The sequence below is a fragment of the Micromonospora sp. genome (assembly GCF_048594385.1).
In the GTDB taxonomy this organism is placed as follows: domain Bacteria; phylum Actinomycetota; class Actinomycetes; order Mycobacteriales; family Micromonosporaceae; genus Micromonospora; species Micromonospora wenchangensis.
In genome coordinates this window covers 1-13794 of sequence record NZ_JBMDWU010000448.1, presented here as the reverse complement: position 1 = coordinate 13794, position 13794 = coordinate 1, and the positions used below count along the sequence as shown (strand labels likewise).

The window sequence follows — 13794 nt, the reverse complement described above, 5'->3', positions numbered from 1 at the left end:
GGGGGTGGGCCGCCGGGGGGCCGCGGCGGGCCGGGCGGCCGGGGGTGGTGAGCGGCCCCGGGCCCGCGGCGGGGGCCGCGGCGGCGACCGCTCTGCTGCCCATCGCGGCACTGCTCGAACGGTCCGCGACCGACGTCGAAGCCCTTCCGGCGACCTTCTGGACGCGTTGACCGCTCTCGGGGGCGGGTGGGGTTGGCAGGATTGCAGCCGTCGGGGAGGGTGCACGCAAGACCAGTCAGCGGAAAGTCGGTTACAACGGCATGTGGGCCGAACCCGAAGCGGACCCCAGGTCCGGCGTCAGCCCCGTGGGCGCCCGTGGGGATCACCCGCAGCGACACTGGTGATCTCAGTGGTGGCGGAGCTGCGGTTACCGTGGTGAGAGGCGCGACGGGGAGGACCGGTGTGGCCGAGGGTTGCCTGGTGACGGTGTGCCGGGACTGTTGCTGCGGCAGCCGGACCAAGCATCCGACGGTCGATCACGACGCGCAGCTCGACGGTCTACGAGAGGCTCTGGAGCCGGATCATCGGGTGCGGACCAGTCTTTGCCTGGACGTGTGCGCGCAGTCCAACGTGATGGTGGTGCAGCCCAGTGCGGCCGCGCGGCGTCACGGTGCGCGGCCGGTCTGGTTCGGGCTTGTCGCCGACGACGCCGTGGTGGCTGATCTGGTCGCCTGGGTTCGGGCCGGTGGTCCGGGTGTGGCGGCGTTGCCGGCCGCGCTGGAGTTGTCGGTGATCACGTCGCCGGTGCTCACCGGTCGGTGAGGGCCGGCGGGGTCGGCGTAGCCGGCACAGCTGGTCCCCGGGGGCGGGCGGCGGCTGCGGCGACGGTGGCCAGCTCTTCACCGGAGAAGCCGGCGCGGCTCAGCACCGCCAGGGACTTGTTCGTCGCCAGTGTGCACAACGCGAGTTCGGACGCCTCCCGATCACCGGCCCCCGCCGTCAGCAACGCCTGCTCCAGCATCGCCCGCAGGCCGTCGATCACGGCGCGGACCATCGCCCGGCCCTCCTCGTCGAGGGCCGGGAACTGTGTGGCCGACACGGTGACCAGGCAACCGTCCGGCACCGTCGGGTCGGCGATGCGGTTCAGGGTGACCCGCAGGAAGGCGGCCACCACGGCGCCCGGGTCCGGGTGGGGGCCGCGCAGTGCCTGGTCGTACAGCGGGTGGTAGGTCTGCGTGTAGAGCTGGAGGCTGCTGCGGAACAGGGCGCTCTTGTCGCCGAAGGTGCCGTAGAGCGAGCTGCGGCCCAGGCCGGTGCCCTCGGTGAGGCGGTCGATGGAGGCCTCCGAGTAGCCCCAGCGCCAGAAGACGTGCATCGCACGTCGTAACGCCTCGTCCACGTCGAACTGCTTGCGGCCCGCCATAATCGTCAGCATACCCATCTTGTATCGATCGTTCCAAGATGAGTATGGTCGCCGGCATGACAACCTTGGATGCGCTGCGGCTGCCCGACGGCTTCACCGACGTCTTCTCCAGCCGGCTCGTCGAGCTGGACGGGCTGCGGCTGCACGCCGTCACCGGCGGGGACGGCCCACCGCTGCTACTGGTCGGCGGGTGGCCGCAGACCTGGTACGCCTGGCGTGAGGTGATGCCCGCCCTCGCCCGTACGCACACCGTCGTCGCCGTCGACCAGCGCGGGACCGGCCTCTCCGACAAGCCCGACGACGGGTGCGACGCCGGCACGCTGGCCGCCGACCTCGTCGCCCTGATGGCCGCCCTCGGACACGACCGGTTCGACGTGGTCGGCCACGACATCGGCATGTGGACCGGCTACGCCCTCGCCGCCGACCACCCCGGGCGGGTGGGCCGGCTCGCCGTCGTCGACGCGATCATCCCCGGCCTCACGCCGACCCCGCCGTTCTTCAGCCCGGCCGAGGTCAGCCAGCGGTTCTGGCACTTCGGCTTCAACCGGCTCGACGATCTCAGTGAGGCGCTGGTCCGGGGCCGGGAGCGGCTGTTCTTCGGCTACCAGTTCGCCACGAAGGCCGCCACCCCGACCACCATCCCCGCGTACGCCGTCGACGTCTACGTCGACGCGATCGTCGCGGACCCGCGCGGGCTGCGGGCCAGCTTCGGCTACTACCGGGCGCTGGACGAGACGATCGCGCAGAACGAACAGCGGGCGAAGACCCGGCTGACGCTGCCGGTGCTCGCCATCGGCGGCGCGCTCTACAGTGGCGCGCTTGTCGCCCGGACGATGCGCCTGGCCGCCGACGACGTCACCGAGGCGGTCATCGACGACTGCGGCCACTACGCAGCCGAGGAGCAGCCGGCGCGGTTCACCGAGATCCTGACGGGCTTCCTCGGTGGTGGGCCGACGCCGGCCGTGTCGCAGGGCTGAGTCCGGCCCACCGGCCTGTCCGCCGGCTGGTCAGGAGCGGGCCCGCTGCGAGGTGACCGGGGTGGTGAAGAAGTCGGCGAGCGCGTCGACCAGGTGCTGCGGGGCCCGGTTGAGCGCGTCGTGACCGGCGCGCGGCACCACCAGCGTGCGGGCGTGCGGCAGCGCCCCGGCCAGCGCCTCGGTGATCGGCCGGTAGTAGGGCGGGCCGCTACCGCCGCAGGCCAGCAGCACCTCGGCGGTGATGCCGGCCCACCGCTGCGGCGGGCTGTCGTGGTGCTGGATCAGCGCGCTCTCGTCGAGGGTGGTCGGCAGCAGTTCGCCCATGCCGCGCCCGATCGGCGTACGCAGGAACAGCCGGCAGATGGCCACCTGGACGGCCAGTGGCAGGCGCGACGTGGCCGACTGGGTGTTGAGGCCGGCCCCGGTGATCGCCATGGCGCGGGCGATGTCGCCCGCATGTGCCGCCGCGCGGGCGGCGGGCACCCAGTCGAGCGGGAACAGGCCGTTGACCTGCACCGCCGGGTCGTAGAGGGCGAGCCGGTCGATCGGCAACCCCCGGGCGGCGGCGCGCAGGGCCACGAAGCCGCCGCCGCTGTGGCCGAGCACGTTGCCGACCCCGGTGGCGGTCAGCAGCGCGGCGAGGTCGTCGACGTCCTGCTCGCCGTCGTAGGGCTCGGCGCGGGCCGCCGCATCGTCCCGCCCGCGACGGTTGTAGAGGTGCACGGTGAACCGGTCGGCCAGCCGCAGGGCCAACCGGCGGTAGATGCCGATGGTGACGCCGCCGCCGTGCACCACGATGATGCCCGGCCCGCTGCCGGTGGAGTGGAGCACGATCTCGGCGTCGTCGGCCGCCGGTACCCGCTGCACGGTCCAGTGCTGTTCCATCTCGTCCTCCCCGACATCGAAACCGCGAACGGCGTTTGCAGTTTTAGAGTGTAGCGGTGACCTCACCCGACGAGCCAGCGCGTCCGCCGATCTGGTCCCGGCCCGCCCGGGGGCAGCGCGGTCCCGCGCCCTCGCACTCCCGGGACGAGATCGTGGCCGCCGCGATCGCGACGGCCGACGCCGACGGCATCGGCGCGGTCTCCATGCGGGCGGTCGCCGCCGCGCTGCACACCGGCGCCGGCTCGCTCTACCGCTACCTGTCCTCCCGCGACGACCTGCTCGACCTGATGGTCGACCGGGCCGCGGGGGAGCTGCGCCCCTACCCGGAAGCCGGCGACGACTGGCTCGACACCATGCTGCGCCTCGCCCGGCGGCAACTCGACCTCTACCGCCGGCACCCCTGGCTGGTGGAGATCCTGCCCCGGCCGACCGCCCCCGGCCCGCAGAGCCTGGCCTGGTTCGACCACTGCCTGGCCGTCCTGCGGCCGGTCCCGGCCGCGACCACCACCAAGTTCGAGGCGATCGCCATGATGACCGGGGTGACGTCGCTGTTCGCCCGGCAGGAGACCGCCGCGCCGCCGGTCGGCTTCGCCGGCACCGACCTGGCGGCCTACCCGAACCTGGTCGCCGCCATGACCGACCCGTCACCGTCCGCGCCCCGCGACCTCTTCGAAGCGACGGTACGCGGCGTCCTGCGCGGCCTGCTCGTCGACGACGCCGGATAGGCCCGGACGCGCCTGATGGCGGCCCGACACCACAACCCTGCGCCCGCCCGGTCACGGGACTACGGTCCATGGGTGACCCCTGCGCAGGTGAAGACGCCGTCCGGGTCGCACCGACCCGGCCGGGTGGCGGGTAGGCCGTCCATGGCCGCGCTGGTGCTGTTGACCGGGGTGGGGCCGTTCGCCACCGACGCGTACATCGCGGCCCTGCCCGAACTGCGGCGCTCCCTGGACACCAGCGCCACCATGGCGCAGCTGACCCTGACCGCGTTCATCATCGGTGTGGCCGCCGGTCAGCTCCTGCTCGGCCCGGTCAGCGACAGCCGGGGCCGGCGCGGCATCGTCCTGGTGAGCACCGTGAGTTTCGCCCTGCTGTCGCTGCTCTGCGCCGCCGCCCCGACCGCCGGGGTGCTGGTGCTCGCCCGGCTCGGGCAGGGGATCGCGGCCGGCACCGGGGTGGCGCTCGGCCGGGCGATGGTGACCGACGCGTGGCAGGGCGGCCAGGCCGCCGCCCGGTTCGGCAGCATCGCCTCGGTGACGTTTCTCGGCCCGGTGCTGGCACCGGCGGTCGGCGGGGTGATCCTCGACCACGGCACCTGGCGTACCGTCTTCCTCGCCCTCACCGGGCTGGGGGCGGCGATGGCGGTGGCCGCGCTGGTCGGCCTGCCGGAGACGCTGCCCACGCACCGCCGGCACGACGGCGGCCCACGTGCGGCGCTGGCCCGGATGGCCGGGCTGCTGCGGGACCGGACGGTGCTCACCAACCTGATCGTGCTCTGCCTGGCCATCGCCGGGTTCTTCACCTACATCGGCGGCTCGGCGTTCGTCTTCCAGACCGCCTATCGGGTGGACGAGTCCCGCTACACCCTCATCTTCGCCACCAACGCCGCCGGCATGGCCGCCGCCGGGCTGCTGTTCCGGGTACTGGTCAGGCGGCTCGGCGCCGGCCGGCTACGGGCCGCCGGGCTCGCCGCGTCCACGGTGGCCACCCTCGTGCTGCTGGTCGTCGCCCTGGTCGACCGGCGGGCCGGGGGGCCGCTGGCCGTGCCGTGGACGCTGCTCGCCGTGGTGGTCGCCGGCATGGGCCTGACCCTCCCGGCCAGCACCGCGCTGGCCCAGGAGGCCGGCCGGCGTTCCGCCGGCACCACCGCGGCGCTCCAGGGTGGCCTGGGTTTCCTCGCCGGCGCGCTGGTCACGCCACTCACCGGTCTCCTCGGGTACGCCACCCTGCTGCCCATGGCCTCGGCCATGGCGGTCTTCTTCGTGGCGGCCTGCGTGGTGCTGGTGCTGCTGACCCGCCCCGGTGCGTCCTTTCAGGCACTTCACAGTCCTGGCGGTTAGGGTGCGCCGGGTAACCGTGCGTGCTCCACGGTGGAGTGCGCCGACCGTGAAGCGGGAGTTCCGATGGTCTTCAAGAAGATGCTGAGCGCGTTCGGGGTCGGCGGGCCCAGCGTCGACACCGTCCTGGCCAACCCGAACACCCGGCCCGGCCTGACCCTCGACGGCAACGTGAACCTGGTCGGCGGGGACGCCCCCGCCAACATCGAGCAGATCGGCATCGGCCTGGTCACCCGGGTCGAGATCGAGGGCGGCGACAGCGAGTACGCAGGCGTCATGGAGTTCCACCGGATGGTGGTCAGCGGCCCGCTCCAGCTCGCCCCCAAGCAGCAGCTCGCCATCCCGTTCCAGTTCCCGGTGCCGTGGGAGACCCCGATCACCGACGTCTACGGCCAGCGCCTGCACGGCATGACCATGGGGCTGCGGACCGAGCTGGCGATCGCCCGCGCCGTCGACAAGAGCGACCTCGACCAGGTCAACGTGCACCCGCTGCCGGTGCACGAGCACATCCTCGGCGCGTTCCAGCAGCTCGGGTTCCGGTTCAAGCACGCCGACCTGGAGCGGGGCCACATTCGGGGCTCGCAGCAGACGCTGCCGTTCTACCAGGAGATCGAGTTCTTCGCCGCACCCCAGTACGCGCAGGCCATCTCCGAGGTGGAGCTGACCTTCGTGACCAGCCCGCACGGCGTCGAGGTGGTGCTGGAGTGCGACAAGCGGGGCGGTTTCCTCAGCTCCGGGCACGACGTGTTCGGCAGGTACACCGTGTCCCACGGCGACGTCGACCGCGTCGACTGGGTCCGGGTCGTCGACGGCTGGCTGCGCGAGACCACCGCCACGTACGGCAACCTGCGCGCCTCCTCCGGCTTCGGCGCCCCCACCCACGGCTACCCCATGCACGGCCACGGCCACGGTCACCACGGCCGGGGGCCGGGGATGGGCGGCGTGGTGGCCGGCGCGGCGCTCGGTGTCGCCGGTGGACTCGTCGCCGGTGAACTGCTCGACGACGCCTTCGAGGGCGACGACGACGGCGGCGACTTCGGCGACGACGAGTGAGCTGAGACCGCGCCCGACGTCGGCGGGCCGCCGTGCGGCGGCCGACGCGGACCAGCGATGGCCCCCCGGGAGTAGTCCCGGGGGGCCATCGTGCTCAGCAGCTCACGCTGCTCGGGTCAGCCGTGTCAGCGACGACCCTTGCGCTCCGCGCCGGAACGCCGCGCCGAACCCGCCTTCGCCAGGCCCCGGCTCACCAGGTAGGCGCCGGTCAGGGCGGTCAGGAACCACCACGCCTGCGTCGGGTTGTTGATGTTCAGGCCGTTCGTGGTGGTGCCACGCCAGAAGGCGGAGATCACCACGACCGCGACGGCGGCGGCGTAGACCCAGAACTCGGTGGTCAGGAACGACTGCTTGGTCTCCGTACCCGGAGACGGCATCGCTTCCCGGTGCCCGTCGTGCATCATCGGCATCTGCCGGGTCTGGTCGTTCATCATGGCGTTGCGCTGGGCGGTGTCCTGCATCGGCCGGTTCATGGGCCTGGTGGATGCAGCCTGCGTGCTCATCTGGTCCTCCTCAGGATTTGATGAGTACCTGCACTCCCTCGCCCCGCTACCGCGGTCGGCCACGGCACGGTTCACCTGCTGTGGCGGGGGCACCCTGGGTCTACCCCCCGACCCGGAGCAGGTAACACCGGCCTCCGGCCGAAAATCCGCCGCCCGCCGGGTCCGCAGCCCGGTGCCCCGACCGTGGTACGCGCCGCCCCGGCCGGCAAAGAGCGGTGGTGTCGGCTGGCAAAGGGCGTGGTGTTTGGTGGTCGGGCCCCCGGGCACGCAGTGGGTTCCACCGACACCCTGTGAGGTGAGGAACGTGCGCGACGACGACAGGATGCGGGAGTCCACCCGCCAGGCCGAGGACCGGCTCACCGCCGGGGCGTACGGTCCCGGCGCCCTCGACGAGGTGACCGTGCCCCAGATCGACGTGACCCGGGCACTACAGGAGAACGACCCGGACGACGTGGCCGACGTGCCGGTCGACCCGGAGGTGCTGCGCGACGGCGGCCCCACCCGGGGTCAGGGCGCGGTCACCACCACCGGAGGCACCGCCGGGCCGGCCAGCGTCCGGCGGGTGGCCCGGCAACCCGAACGGCATCCGGGCACGGTCGCCCCGACCACCACCGGCGACGCCACCACCGGTGGCCTGAGCACCCCGACCGGTGGCCCGGTCAGCGACCAGTCCGCCAGTGCCGTCGAGATCGGCGACTTCTCCGACGACTGACGCCGGCCGCCGCCGACGCCCCGGCGGCCGGGTCGGAGGGGCCCGCCCCCCGACCCGGCCGCACTGTCAGCCGGCCGGGCGCAGCACGCCCAGGCGTCGGGTGGCGCGGGTCAACGCGACGTAGAGGTCGCTGCGGCCCCGGGGCGACTCGGCGACGATCCCGTCCGGGTCGACCACCAGCACCGAGTCGAACTCCAGCCCCTTGGCCTGGCCGACGGTGAGCAGCACCACCCGGCTCTCCAACTCGGGCTGCTCGCCCACGGCCACCTCGGGCATCGCGGCCAGCACGACGCCCGCCAACTCGTCGGCCCGCCCGGCCGGCACGATCACCCCGAGCCGGCCCCCGCCGTCGCCGGGGTGGCCGTCCCCGTCGCCACCGGCCAGGTCGGCGGCCTCCGCACGGGCCGCCGCGACCAGTTCCGCGCCGAGCCGGTCCGCCGTGACCGTACGGTCCCACGGCTTCACGCCGCTGTGGCGTACCGAGCGGGGCGGGCGCAGCTCCGGGTCGATCCCGGCGAGCACCTCGGCGGCCACCGCCATGATCTCGGCCGGGGTGCGGTAGCTGACGGTCAGCTCCTCCAACCGCCAGCGCCGCGCCACGTACGGCTCCAACGCCTCGCCCCAGGACGGGGTGCCGGCCAGCGCCCCGGTCTGCGCCACGTCCCCGACGATCGTCATCGACCGGCTCGGGCAGCGGCGCATCAGCAGCCGCCAGGCCATCGGGGTCAACTCCTGCGCCTCGTCCACGATCACGTGCCCGAACGCCCACCCCCGGTCGGCGGCGGCCCGCTGCGCGGTGGTCAGCCGGTCGGTCTCCTCCTGCCGTTCCAGCAGCCGATCGGCGTCGATCAGGTCGGTGACGCCGAGGATCTCACCGCCTTCGGCCTCGTCCTCGACGTCGATCGAACGGGAACCCCTGGCGATCTCCAGCACGCCCTCGGCGTACTCGCGTTGGAAGGACCTGATGCGTTCCCGGCGGGCGGCGGCGGCCCGCTCGTCCTCGCCGAGCAGCTCGGCGGCCTCGTCGAGCAGCGGCACGTCGGCCGGCGTCCAGCCACCGCCGGGTGCGCGGTGCAGCAGGGCACGTTCGTCGTCGGTGAGCATCGGCGCGGCGGCCGCGATCCGCTCGGGCGCGGCGTACAGGTCGGCGAGCAGCCGTTGCGGGGTGAGCACCGGCCACAGCTCGTCCAGGACGGCGGTGATCTCCGGTTCCTCGCGCAGCTCCCGACGGATCTCGGCCCGGTCCGCCTCCTCCAGCAGGTTGTCCCCGCCGAGCGGGTCCGCCCCGATCCGTTCGGCGACCTGGTCGGCGAGGGCGTGCACGATCTCGATGTCGAACAGGGCGCGGGCCAGGTTGTGCGGTCGGTCGGTACGCCGGACCCGGTCGCGGGCCTGGCGTACCGTCTCCGGGTCCAGTCGCAGCACCTCCCGCTGGGGCAGTTCGATCTCGATCGGCTCGTCCGGCACCCACTGCCGGTCCCGGACGGCGGCGGCGAGCACCTCGGCCAGCACCGCCCGGCCCTTGAGGGCGGCGGTCCGGGCCGGTTCGGCGCGCCGGGCGGTGACCCCGGGGAACAGGTCGCCGGGGGTGCTGAGCAGCACACCCGTCTCGGCCAGCGTCGGCAGCACCTGCGAGATGTAGCGCAGGAACGTCGCGTTCGGCCCGACCAGCAGCACGCCCCGGGTGGAGAGCTGCTGCCGGTGGGTGTAGAGCAGGTACGCGGCGCGGTGCAGCGCGACCGCCGTCTTGCCGGTGCCGGGGCCGCCCTGCACGACCAGCACGCCGGGCAGGTCGGCCCGGATGATCCGGTCCTGTTCGGCCTGGATGGTCTCCACGATGTCCCGCATCCGGCCGGTCCGGCCGGCGCTGAGCGCGGCGAGCAGCGACGCCTCACCGGTCAGTTCCTCGTGGCCGGTGGGGGAGGCGGTCTCGATGTCCAGCACCTCGTCGTTGAGGCCGGTGACCTTCCGCTCGCGGGTGCGCAGGTGCCGCCGCATCCGGATGCCCTGCGGGTTGGCGGCGGTGGCGAGATAGAACGGCCGGGCGGCGGGGGCACGCCAGTCCATCAGCAGCGGGTCGTAGTCGCCGTCGGTGTCGAAGATGCCGATCCGGCCGATGTAGTGCCGGCTGCCGTCGGCCCCGTCGAGCCGGCCGAAGGCCAGCCCCTGCTCGACCGCCGAGAACTGCTCGACCTGGTCGGCGTACATCTGGACGGCGCTGTCGCGTTGGGAGCGGTCCTGCTGGGTGCCGCCGCCACCGGCGCGCAGCTCGTCGGTGAGCCGCCGGGCGGCCTGCTCACGCATGGCGTCCAGCCGGCCGTAGAGCATCGAGACGTACTCCTGCTCGCAGCCGATCTCGTCGTCGTGTTGTCGCAGCTCGTCCGGGTGCGTTGACAAGCCGTCTCCTCGTCGCTTAGAATCACGCATGGAATGGCTCTTCAGCCGTTCCTTTTTGCATTTCGGGAACTGTTCAAGATACCGCCTGCGGCGGCCCCCCACCAAGCCTGCCGGACACGACTCCGAACCCACGCCGGACACGGCGACGGGGGCCCGCGCCGGCGCGAGCCGGCCCGGACCCCCGAGGGTCGTGACGTGCGGGATCAGCCCCGCGCGGCCTCGTACAGCCGCTCCGGCGTCACCAGGCCGGCGAGCACCCGCCCGTCGTCGGTGAGCAGCACGCTGAACAGCTTCCCGGCGAACAACCGGCCGCTGCCCCAGTCCCCGCTGACCTTCGGCAACCCGTTGAGCAGGTCGAGGGCCTGCGCCGCGCCGGGGCCGTCGGCCGGACCCGGCTTCGCCGCGTCACCGGCCGGCGTCCGCGCCACGTCCGCCGCGCCGGTCCGCGCCACCAGCACGGTGGTCCAGCCCGTCCCCACGGTACGCAGACCCGCGTCCTCGGCCCCCGGACGCTGCGCGCCCGGCTTGCCGTCCTTGCGGTGCGGACCGGCCTTCGACCCCGGCCGGCCGGTGGTCTCCTCGGACACCTTCACCCCGGGCGGCGGGTTGAACGTGAACTGGTCGGCGTCGGGGCGACGGTAGTCGACCTGGGTGAAGGCCACCTCGAACGCCGGCCGGTCGGCCCCGTCGGCGAGCACCTCGAACCGCAGCGGCACGTGCTCCGTCGCGTCGATGGCGATCCGCACCTGGTGCACCAGGGACGCCTCGTCACGCGGGGTGAGCACCAGTTCGTACGCGTCCCGCCCGGCGACCGTGGCCGACCGGCCGGTGGTCACCAGCGTGCTCGGGTCGACGGCGGCCAACGCCTGCTCGGCGGCGTCCTTCGGGGTGACCGGCAACGCGCCCTCCGCCGCCCGCCCGGTCGACTCCGGCAGCGTCCGGTGCGTCGCCGTGTTGGCCTTGCTGTCCCAGGTCCACACGTCCCGACCGGAACGGATGACGTCCCGCTCGCCCAGTGTGTCGAGCAACGCGACCCGCTGCCGGTCCGGCCCCGAGTACCAGACCCGCAGGGTGTGCGTGCCGGTGAGCAGCGCGGCGTCCCCGCCGGCCAGCCCGGCCAGCGGCGGCAGACCGAGGTCGGCCCGCTGCACCACCGTGCCGGACAACCCGTCCAGCCGGGCGGTCTGCAGGTCGACGAGGAGCTGGGCGGCGCTGCGCGGCGGCAGGGCCGGCTCGGCGTTCGCGGCGAACGTGCCGATCGCGGCACCCCCACCGACGACGGTGACCGCGGCGGCCAGCGGCACCAGCCACCGCAAGGTGGAACGGTTCTTCAGTACGGACATGAGCGCACCTCCTGCGACCATCCTGCCGGTTCGCTGCTGTGAGCCCGCTGAGGACGGCGTGCCGGTCCGTCGCGTCGAGGTGGCACGCTGGGACGATGCGGGTGCTGGTGGTGGAGGACGAGGCCCGGTTGGCGGCGGCGTTGCAACGTGGCCTCACAGCCGAGGGATTCGTGGTGGACACGGCCGGCACCGGCCCGGCCGGGCTGGACGCCGCCCGGCACGGCGGCTACGACGCGATGATCCTCGACGTGATGCTTCCCGGCCTGTCCGGCTACGAGGTGGTCCGCCGGCTACGCGCCGACGAGCACTGGCTGCCGGTGCTGATGCTCTCCGCCAAGGACGGCGAGTACGACCAGGCCGACGGGCTGGACTGCGGGGCCGACGACTACCTCACCAAACCCTTCTCGTACGTGGTGCTGGTGGCCCGGCTGCGGGCGCTGCTGCGCCGGGGCGCACCGGAACGGCCGACCGTGCTCGCCGTCGGGGACCTGCGGCTGGACCCGGCCCGCCGCCGGGTCACCAAGGCCGACGCCGAGGTGGTGCTCACCGCCCGGGAGTTCGCGCTGCTGGAGTACCTGATCCGCCGCCCCGGCGAGGTGATCTCCAAGACCGAACTGCTCGACCACGTCTGGGACGCCAGCCTGCGGACCGCCCCGAACGCCGTCGAGGTGTACGTCGGCTACCTACGCCGCAAGATCGGCCGGGACCGGTTGGAGACCGTCCGGGGCGCCGGCTACCGGCTGATCCCGTGAGCCGGCTGCGCTGGTCGGCGCTCGGGCTGCGGGCCCGGCTGATGGTGCTCGGCGTGGCCGGCCTGTCGGTCGGGCTGGCCCTCGGCGGGGTGGTGCTGCTGGTGGCGCTCGGCTGGACGCTGCAACGCACCGTCGACGAGGAGGCGTTCCGCACCGCCGACGCGGTCGCCCGGCTGGCCGGGGAGAACGCGCTGCCCGATCCGCTGCCGGTGGCCGGTGGGCAGCTACGGGTCCAGGTGGTCGACTCCGCCGGGCGGATCCGGGCCGCCTCCATCGACGCCGACCGGCTGGTGCCGATGGTCCGCCCCGACCAGCTCACCGGCACCGGCCGGCAGCGCACCGTCGTGCCCGGCCAACGGCTCGGCTGGGAGGGGCCGGTACGCGTGGTGGCGGTACCCGCCCGGTCGGCGGGGGAGCCGGTGACCGTGCTGGTGGGCCGCTCCACGGTGGACGTCAGGCACGCCACCCAGGCCGCCCGTACGGTGCTGCTGGTCGCCTTCCCGCTGCTGGTGGGGCTGCTCGCGGTGGTCGCCTGGCGGGTGGTCGGGGCCACCCTGCGCCCGGTCGAGGCGCTACGCAGCGGGGCCGCCGAGATCACCGGGCGGGACGCGGCCGGCCGGCTGCCCGTACCCGCCTCCCAGGACGAGATCCACCGGCTGGCGGTCACCCTCAACGACATGCTGGACCGGTTGGCGGCGGCCCGCGCCCGGCAACGGTCGTTCCTCGCCGACGCGGCACACGAACTGCGCAGCCCGTTGACGAACATGCGTACCGAACTGGAGGTGGCCCAGCGCCTCGGCGACCGTACCGACTGGCCGGCGGTCGCCGCCGACCTGCTCACCGACACCGAACGGCTGGGCCGGCTCGTCGACGACCTGCTCCTGCTCGCCCGCCTCGACGAGGAGCCGGCACACCAGGTCGACCACCTCCGCGCGGCGGAGCCGGTGGAGCTTGGCGCACTGCTCACCGAGGTCGCCGCCCGCTGGCCCGGCCCGACCGCCGGGACGGGTCCCGCGGTGGCACCGGAGGTGACCGTCGTCGCGGCGGCGGGTGCGGTGTGGACCGTCGGTGTGCCCGACGGACTGCGGCGGGTCCTGGGGAACCTGGTCGACAACGCGGTCCGGCACGCCCGTACCCGGGTGGTACTGGCGGTCGCACCGGCGGCCGACGGGGCGTACCACCTGGTGACGGTGACCGACGACGGACCGGGAATCCCGGTCGCGGACCGGGAGCGGGTGTTCCGCCGGTTCGCCCGGCTGGACGAGGGTCGGGCCCGGGACGCGGGCGGTGCCGGACTCGGCCTGGCCATCGTGCGCGAGCTGGTACGTCGGGGCGGCGGCACCATCACCCTCGACGATGCGCACCCCGGCCTGACCGTCCGACTCCACCTACCGCTCCTACCCGACCCCGACTGACCCACCCCCCCCACGCCACCCCCGCCAACCCCCCCCCGCTCCCGCCCGGGCGCAGCGGCCCCCGCTCAATCGCAGCAGCCCGCCCCGGTGGTCCCGCTCGCCTCGGCGGTCCACCTACCCGCGGCACCCTGACTGCCCGCGCGCCCGCGTGCCCTGCCCCCGTGCGTCCGCGTGCCCCGCCTGCCCGCGGTGATCAAGAGGTTCGCGTCACTCCCACCTACCCGGGCTGACGCAAACCTCTTGATCACCCGACCGGGGGGGGTGGAGGGGGCGGGGGTGAACAAGGTTTGGGGGGGGGGGTGGGGGGGGGGGGGGCCAAACACATGGTGAAAAA

The 13794-nt window shown here is 73.9% G+C and carries 13 protein-coding genes; 8 read left to right on the top strand and 5 right to left on the bottom strand.

All coding sequences use genetic code 11. The features are described 5' to 3' along the window. The first annotated feature begins 420 nt into the window (after window positions 1-420). Window positions 421-762, top strand: a complete 342-nt coding sequence (locus tag ACOJTC_RS24660; protein WP_420118671.1) for a hypothetical protein — start codon at window positions 421-423, stop codon at window positions 760-762. Here ACOJTC_RS24660 and ACOJTC_RS24655 read toward each other — a convergent pair. Next, on the bottom strand, window positions 749-1375 hold the full coding sequence (locus ACOJTC_RS24655) for a TetR/AcrR family transcriptional regulator (protein WP_420118669.1): 627 nt from the start codon (window positions 1373-1375) through the stop codon (window positions 749-751). The two genes, ACOJTC_RS24660 and ACOJTC_RS24655, sit on opposite strands and share 14 nt — an antisense overlap. Window positions 1376-1419: 44 nt before the next feature. On the opposite strand from ACOJTC_RS24655, the gene ACOJTC_RS24650 reads away from it, so the two are divergent. After that, window positions 1420-2340: an alpha/beta fold hydrolase gene (locus tag ACOJTC_RS24650; RefSeq protein WP_420118668.1), complete on the top strand. Its 921-nt coding sequence runs from the start codon at window positions 1420-1422 to the stop codon at window positions 2338-2340. Between the two features lie 30 nt (window positions 2341-2370). On the opposite strand, the gene ACOJTC_RS24645 is transcribed toward ACOJTC_RS24650, so the two are convergent. Then, window positions 2371-3225 (bottom strand): alpha/beta fold hydrolase, encoded by an 855-nt coding sequence (locus tag ACOJTC_RS24645; RefSeq protein WP_363657062.1) that lies wholly within the window; start codon window positions 3223-3225, stop codon window positions 2371-2373. A gap of 56 nt (window positions 3226-3281) precedes the next feature. Here ACOJTC_RS24645 and ACOJTC_RS24640 point away from each other — a divergent pair, with 56 nt between their 5' ends. The 3 genes from ACOJTC_RS24640 (at window position 3282) to ACOJTC_RS24630 (ending at window position 6338) form a co-directional block, all read left to right on the top strand. Next, the gene (locus ACOJTC_RS24640; protein WP_420118667.1) at window positions 3282-3950 is read left to right on the top strand and encodes a TetR/AcrR family transcriptional regulator; all 669 of its coding nucleotides are present in this window, start codon (window positions 3282-3284) and stop codon (window positions 3948-3950) included. A gap of 72 nt (window positions 3951-4022) precedes the next feature. Then, complete coding sequence (locus ACOJTC_RS24635) at window positions 4023-5288, top strand: Bcr/CflA family efflux MFS transporter (protein WP_204924086.1); 1266 nt, start codon at window positions 4023-4025, stop codon at window positions 5286-5288. Window positions 5289-5351: 63 nt separating this feature from the next. Further along, window positions 5352-6338, top strand: a complete 987-nt coding sequence (locus tag ACOJTC_RS24630; RefSeq protein ID WP_357932512.1) for a sporulation protein — start codon at window positions 5352-5354, stop codon at window positions 6336-6338. A gap of 125 nt (window positions 6339-6463) precedes the next feature. Here ACOJTC_RS24630 and ACOJTC_RS24625 read toward each other — a convergent pair whose 3' ends face one another. Then, window positions 6464-6748 (bottom strand): hypothetical protein, encoded by a 285-nt coding sequence (locus ACOJTC_RS24625; protein WP_204924175.1) that lies wholly within the window; start codon window positions 6746-6748, stop codon window positions 6464-6466. Between the two features lie 397 nt (window positions 6749-7145). Here ACOJTC_RS24625 and ACOJTC_RS24620 point away from each other — a divergent pair, with 397 nt between their 5' ends. Beyond that, entirely contained in the window at window positions 7146-7553 is a 408-nt protein-coding gene (locus ACOJTC_RS24620) for a hypothetical protein (RefSeq protein WP_420118666.1), read from the top strand. A gap of 66 nt (window positions 7554-7619) precedes the next feature. On the opposite strand, the gene ACOJTC_RS24615 is transcribed toward ACOJTC_RS24620, so the two are convergent. Then, window positions 7620-9980: a HelD family protein gene (locus ACOJTC_RS24615; protein ID WP_420118665.1), complete on the bottom strand. Its 2361-nt coding sequence runs from the start codon at window positions 9978-9980 to the stop codon at window positions 7620-7622. 173 nt (window positions 9981-10153) lie between these two features. After that, entirely contained in the window at window positions 10154-11293 is a 1140-nt protein-coding gene (locus tag ACOJTC_RS24610; RefSeq protein ID WP_204924090.1) for a LolA family protein, read from the bottom strand. A gap of 95 nt (window positions 11294-11388) precedes the next feature. On the opposite strand from ACOJTC_RS24610, the gene ACOJTC_RS24605 reads away from it, so the two are divergent. Together ACOJTC_RS24605 and ACOJTC_RS24600 are read left to right on the top strand one after the other, a co-directional pair. Next, window positions 11389-12045, top strand: a complete 657-nt coding sequence (locus ACOJTC_RS24605) for a response regulator transcription factor (RefSeq protein WP_088642184.1) — start codon at window positions 11389-11391, stop codon at window positions 12043-12045. A 41-nt stretch (window positions 12046-12086) separates the two neighbouring features. Further along, a complete protein-coding gene (locus ACOJTC_RS24600) occupies window positions 12087-13460 on the top strand; it encodes a HAMP domain-containing sensor histidine kinase (RefSeq protein ID WP_420118670.1) in 1374 nt (457 codons plus the stop codon). The last annotated feature ends 334 nt before the right edge of the window (window positions 13461-13794 follow it).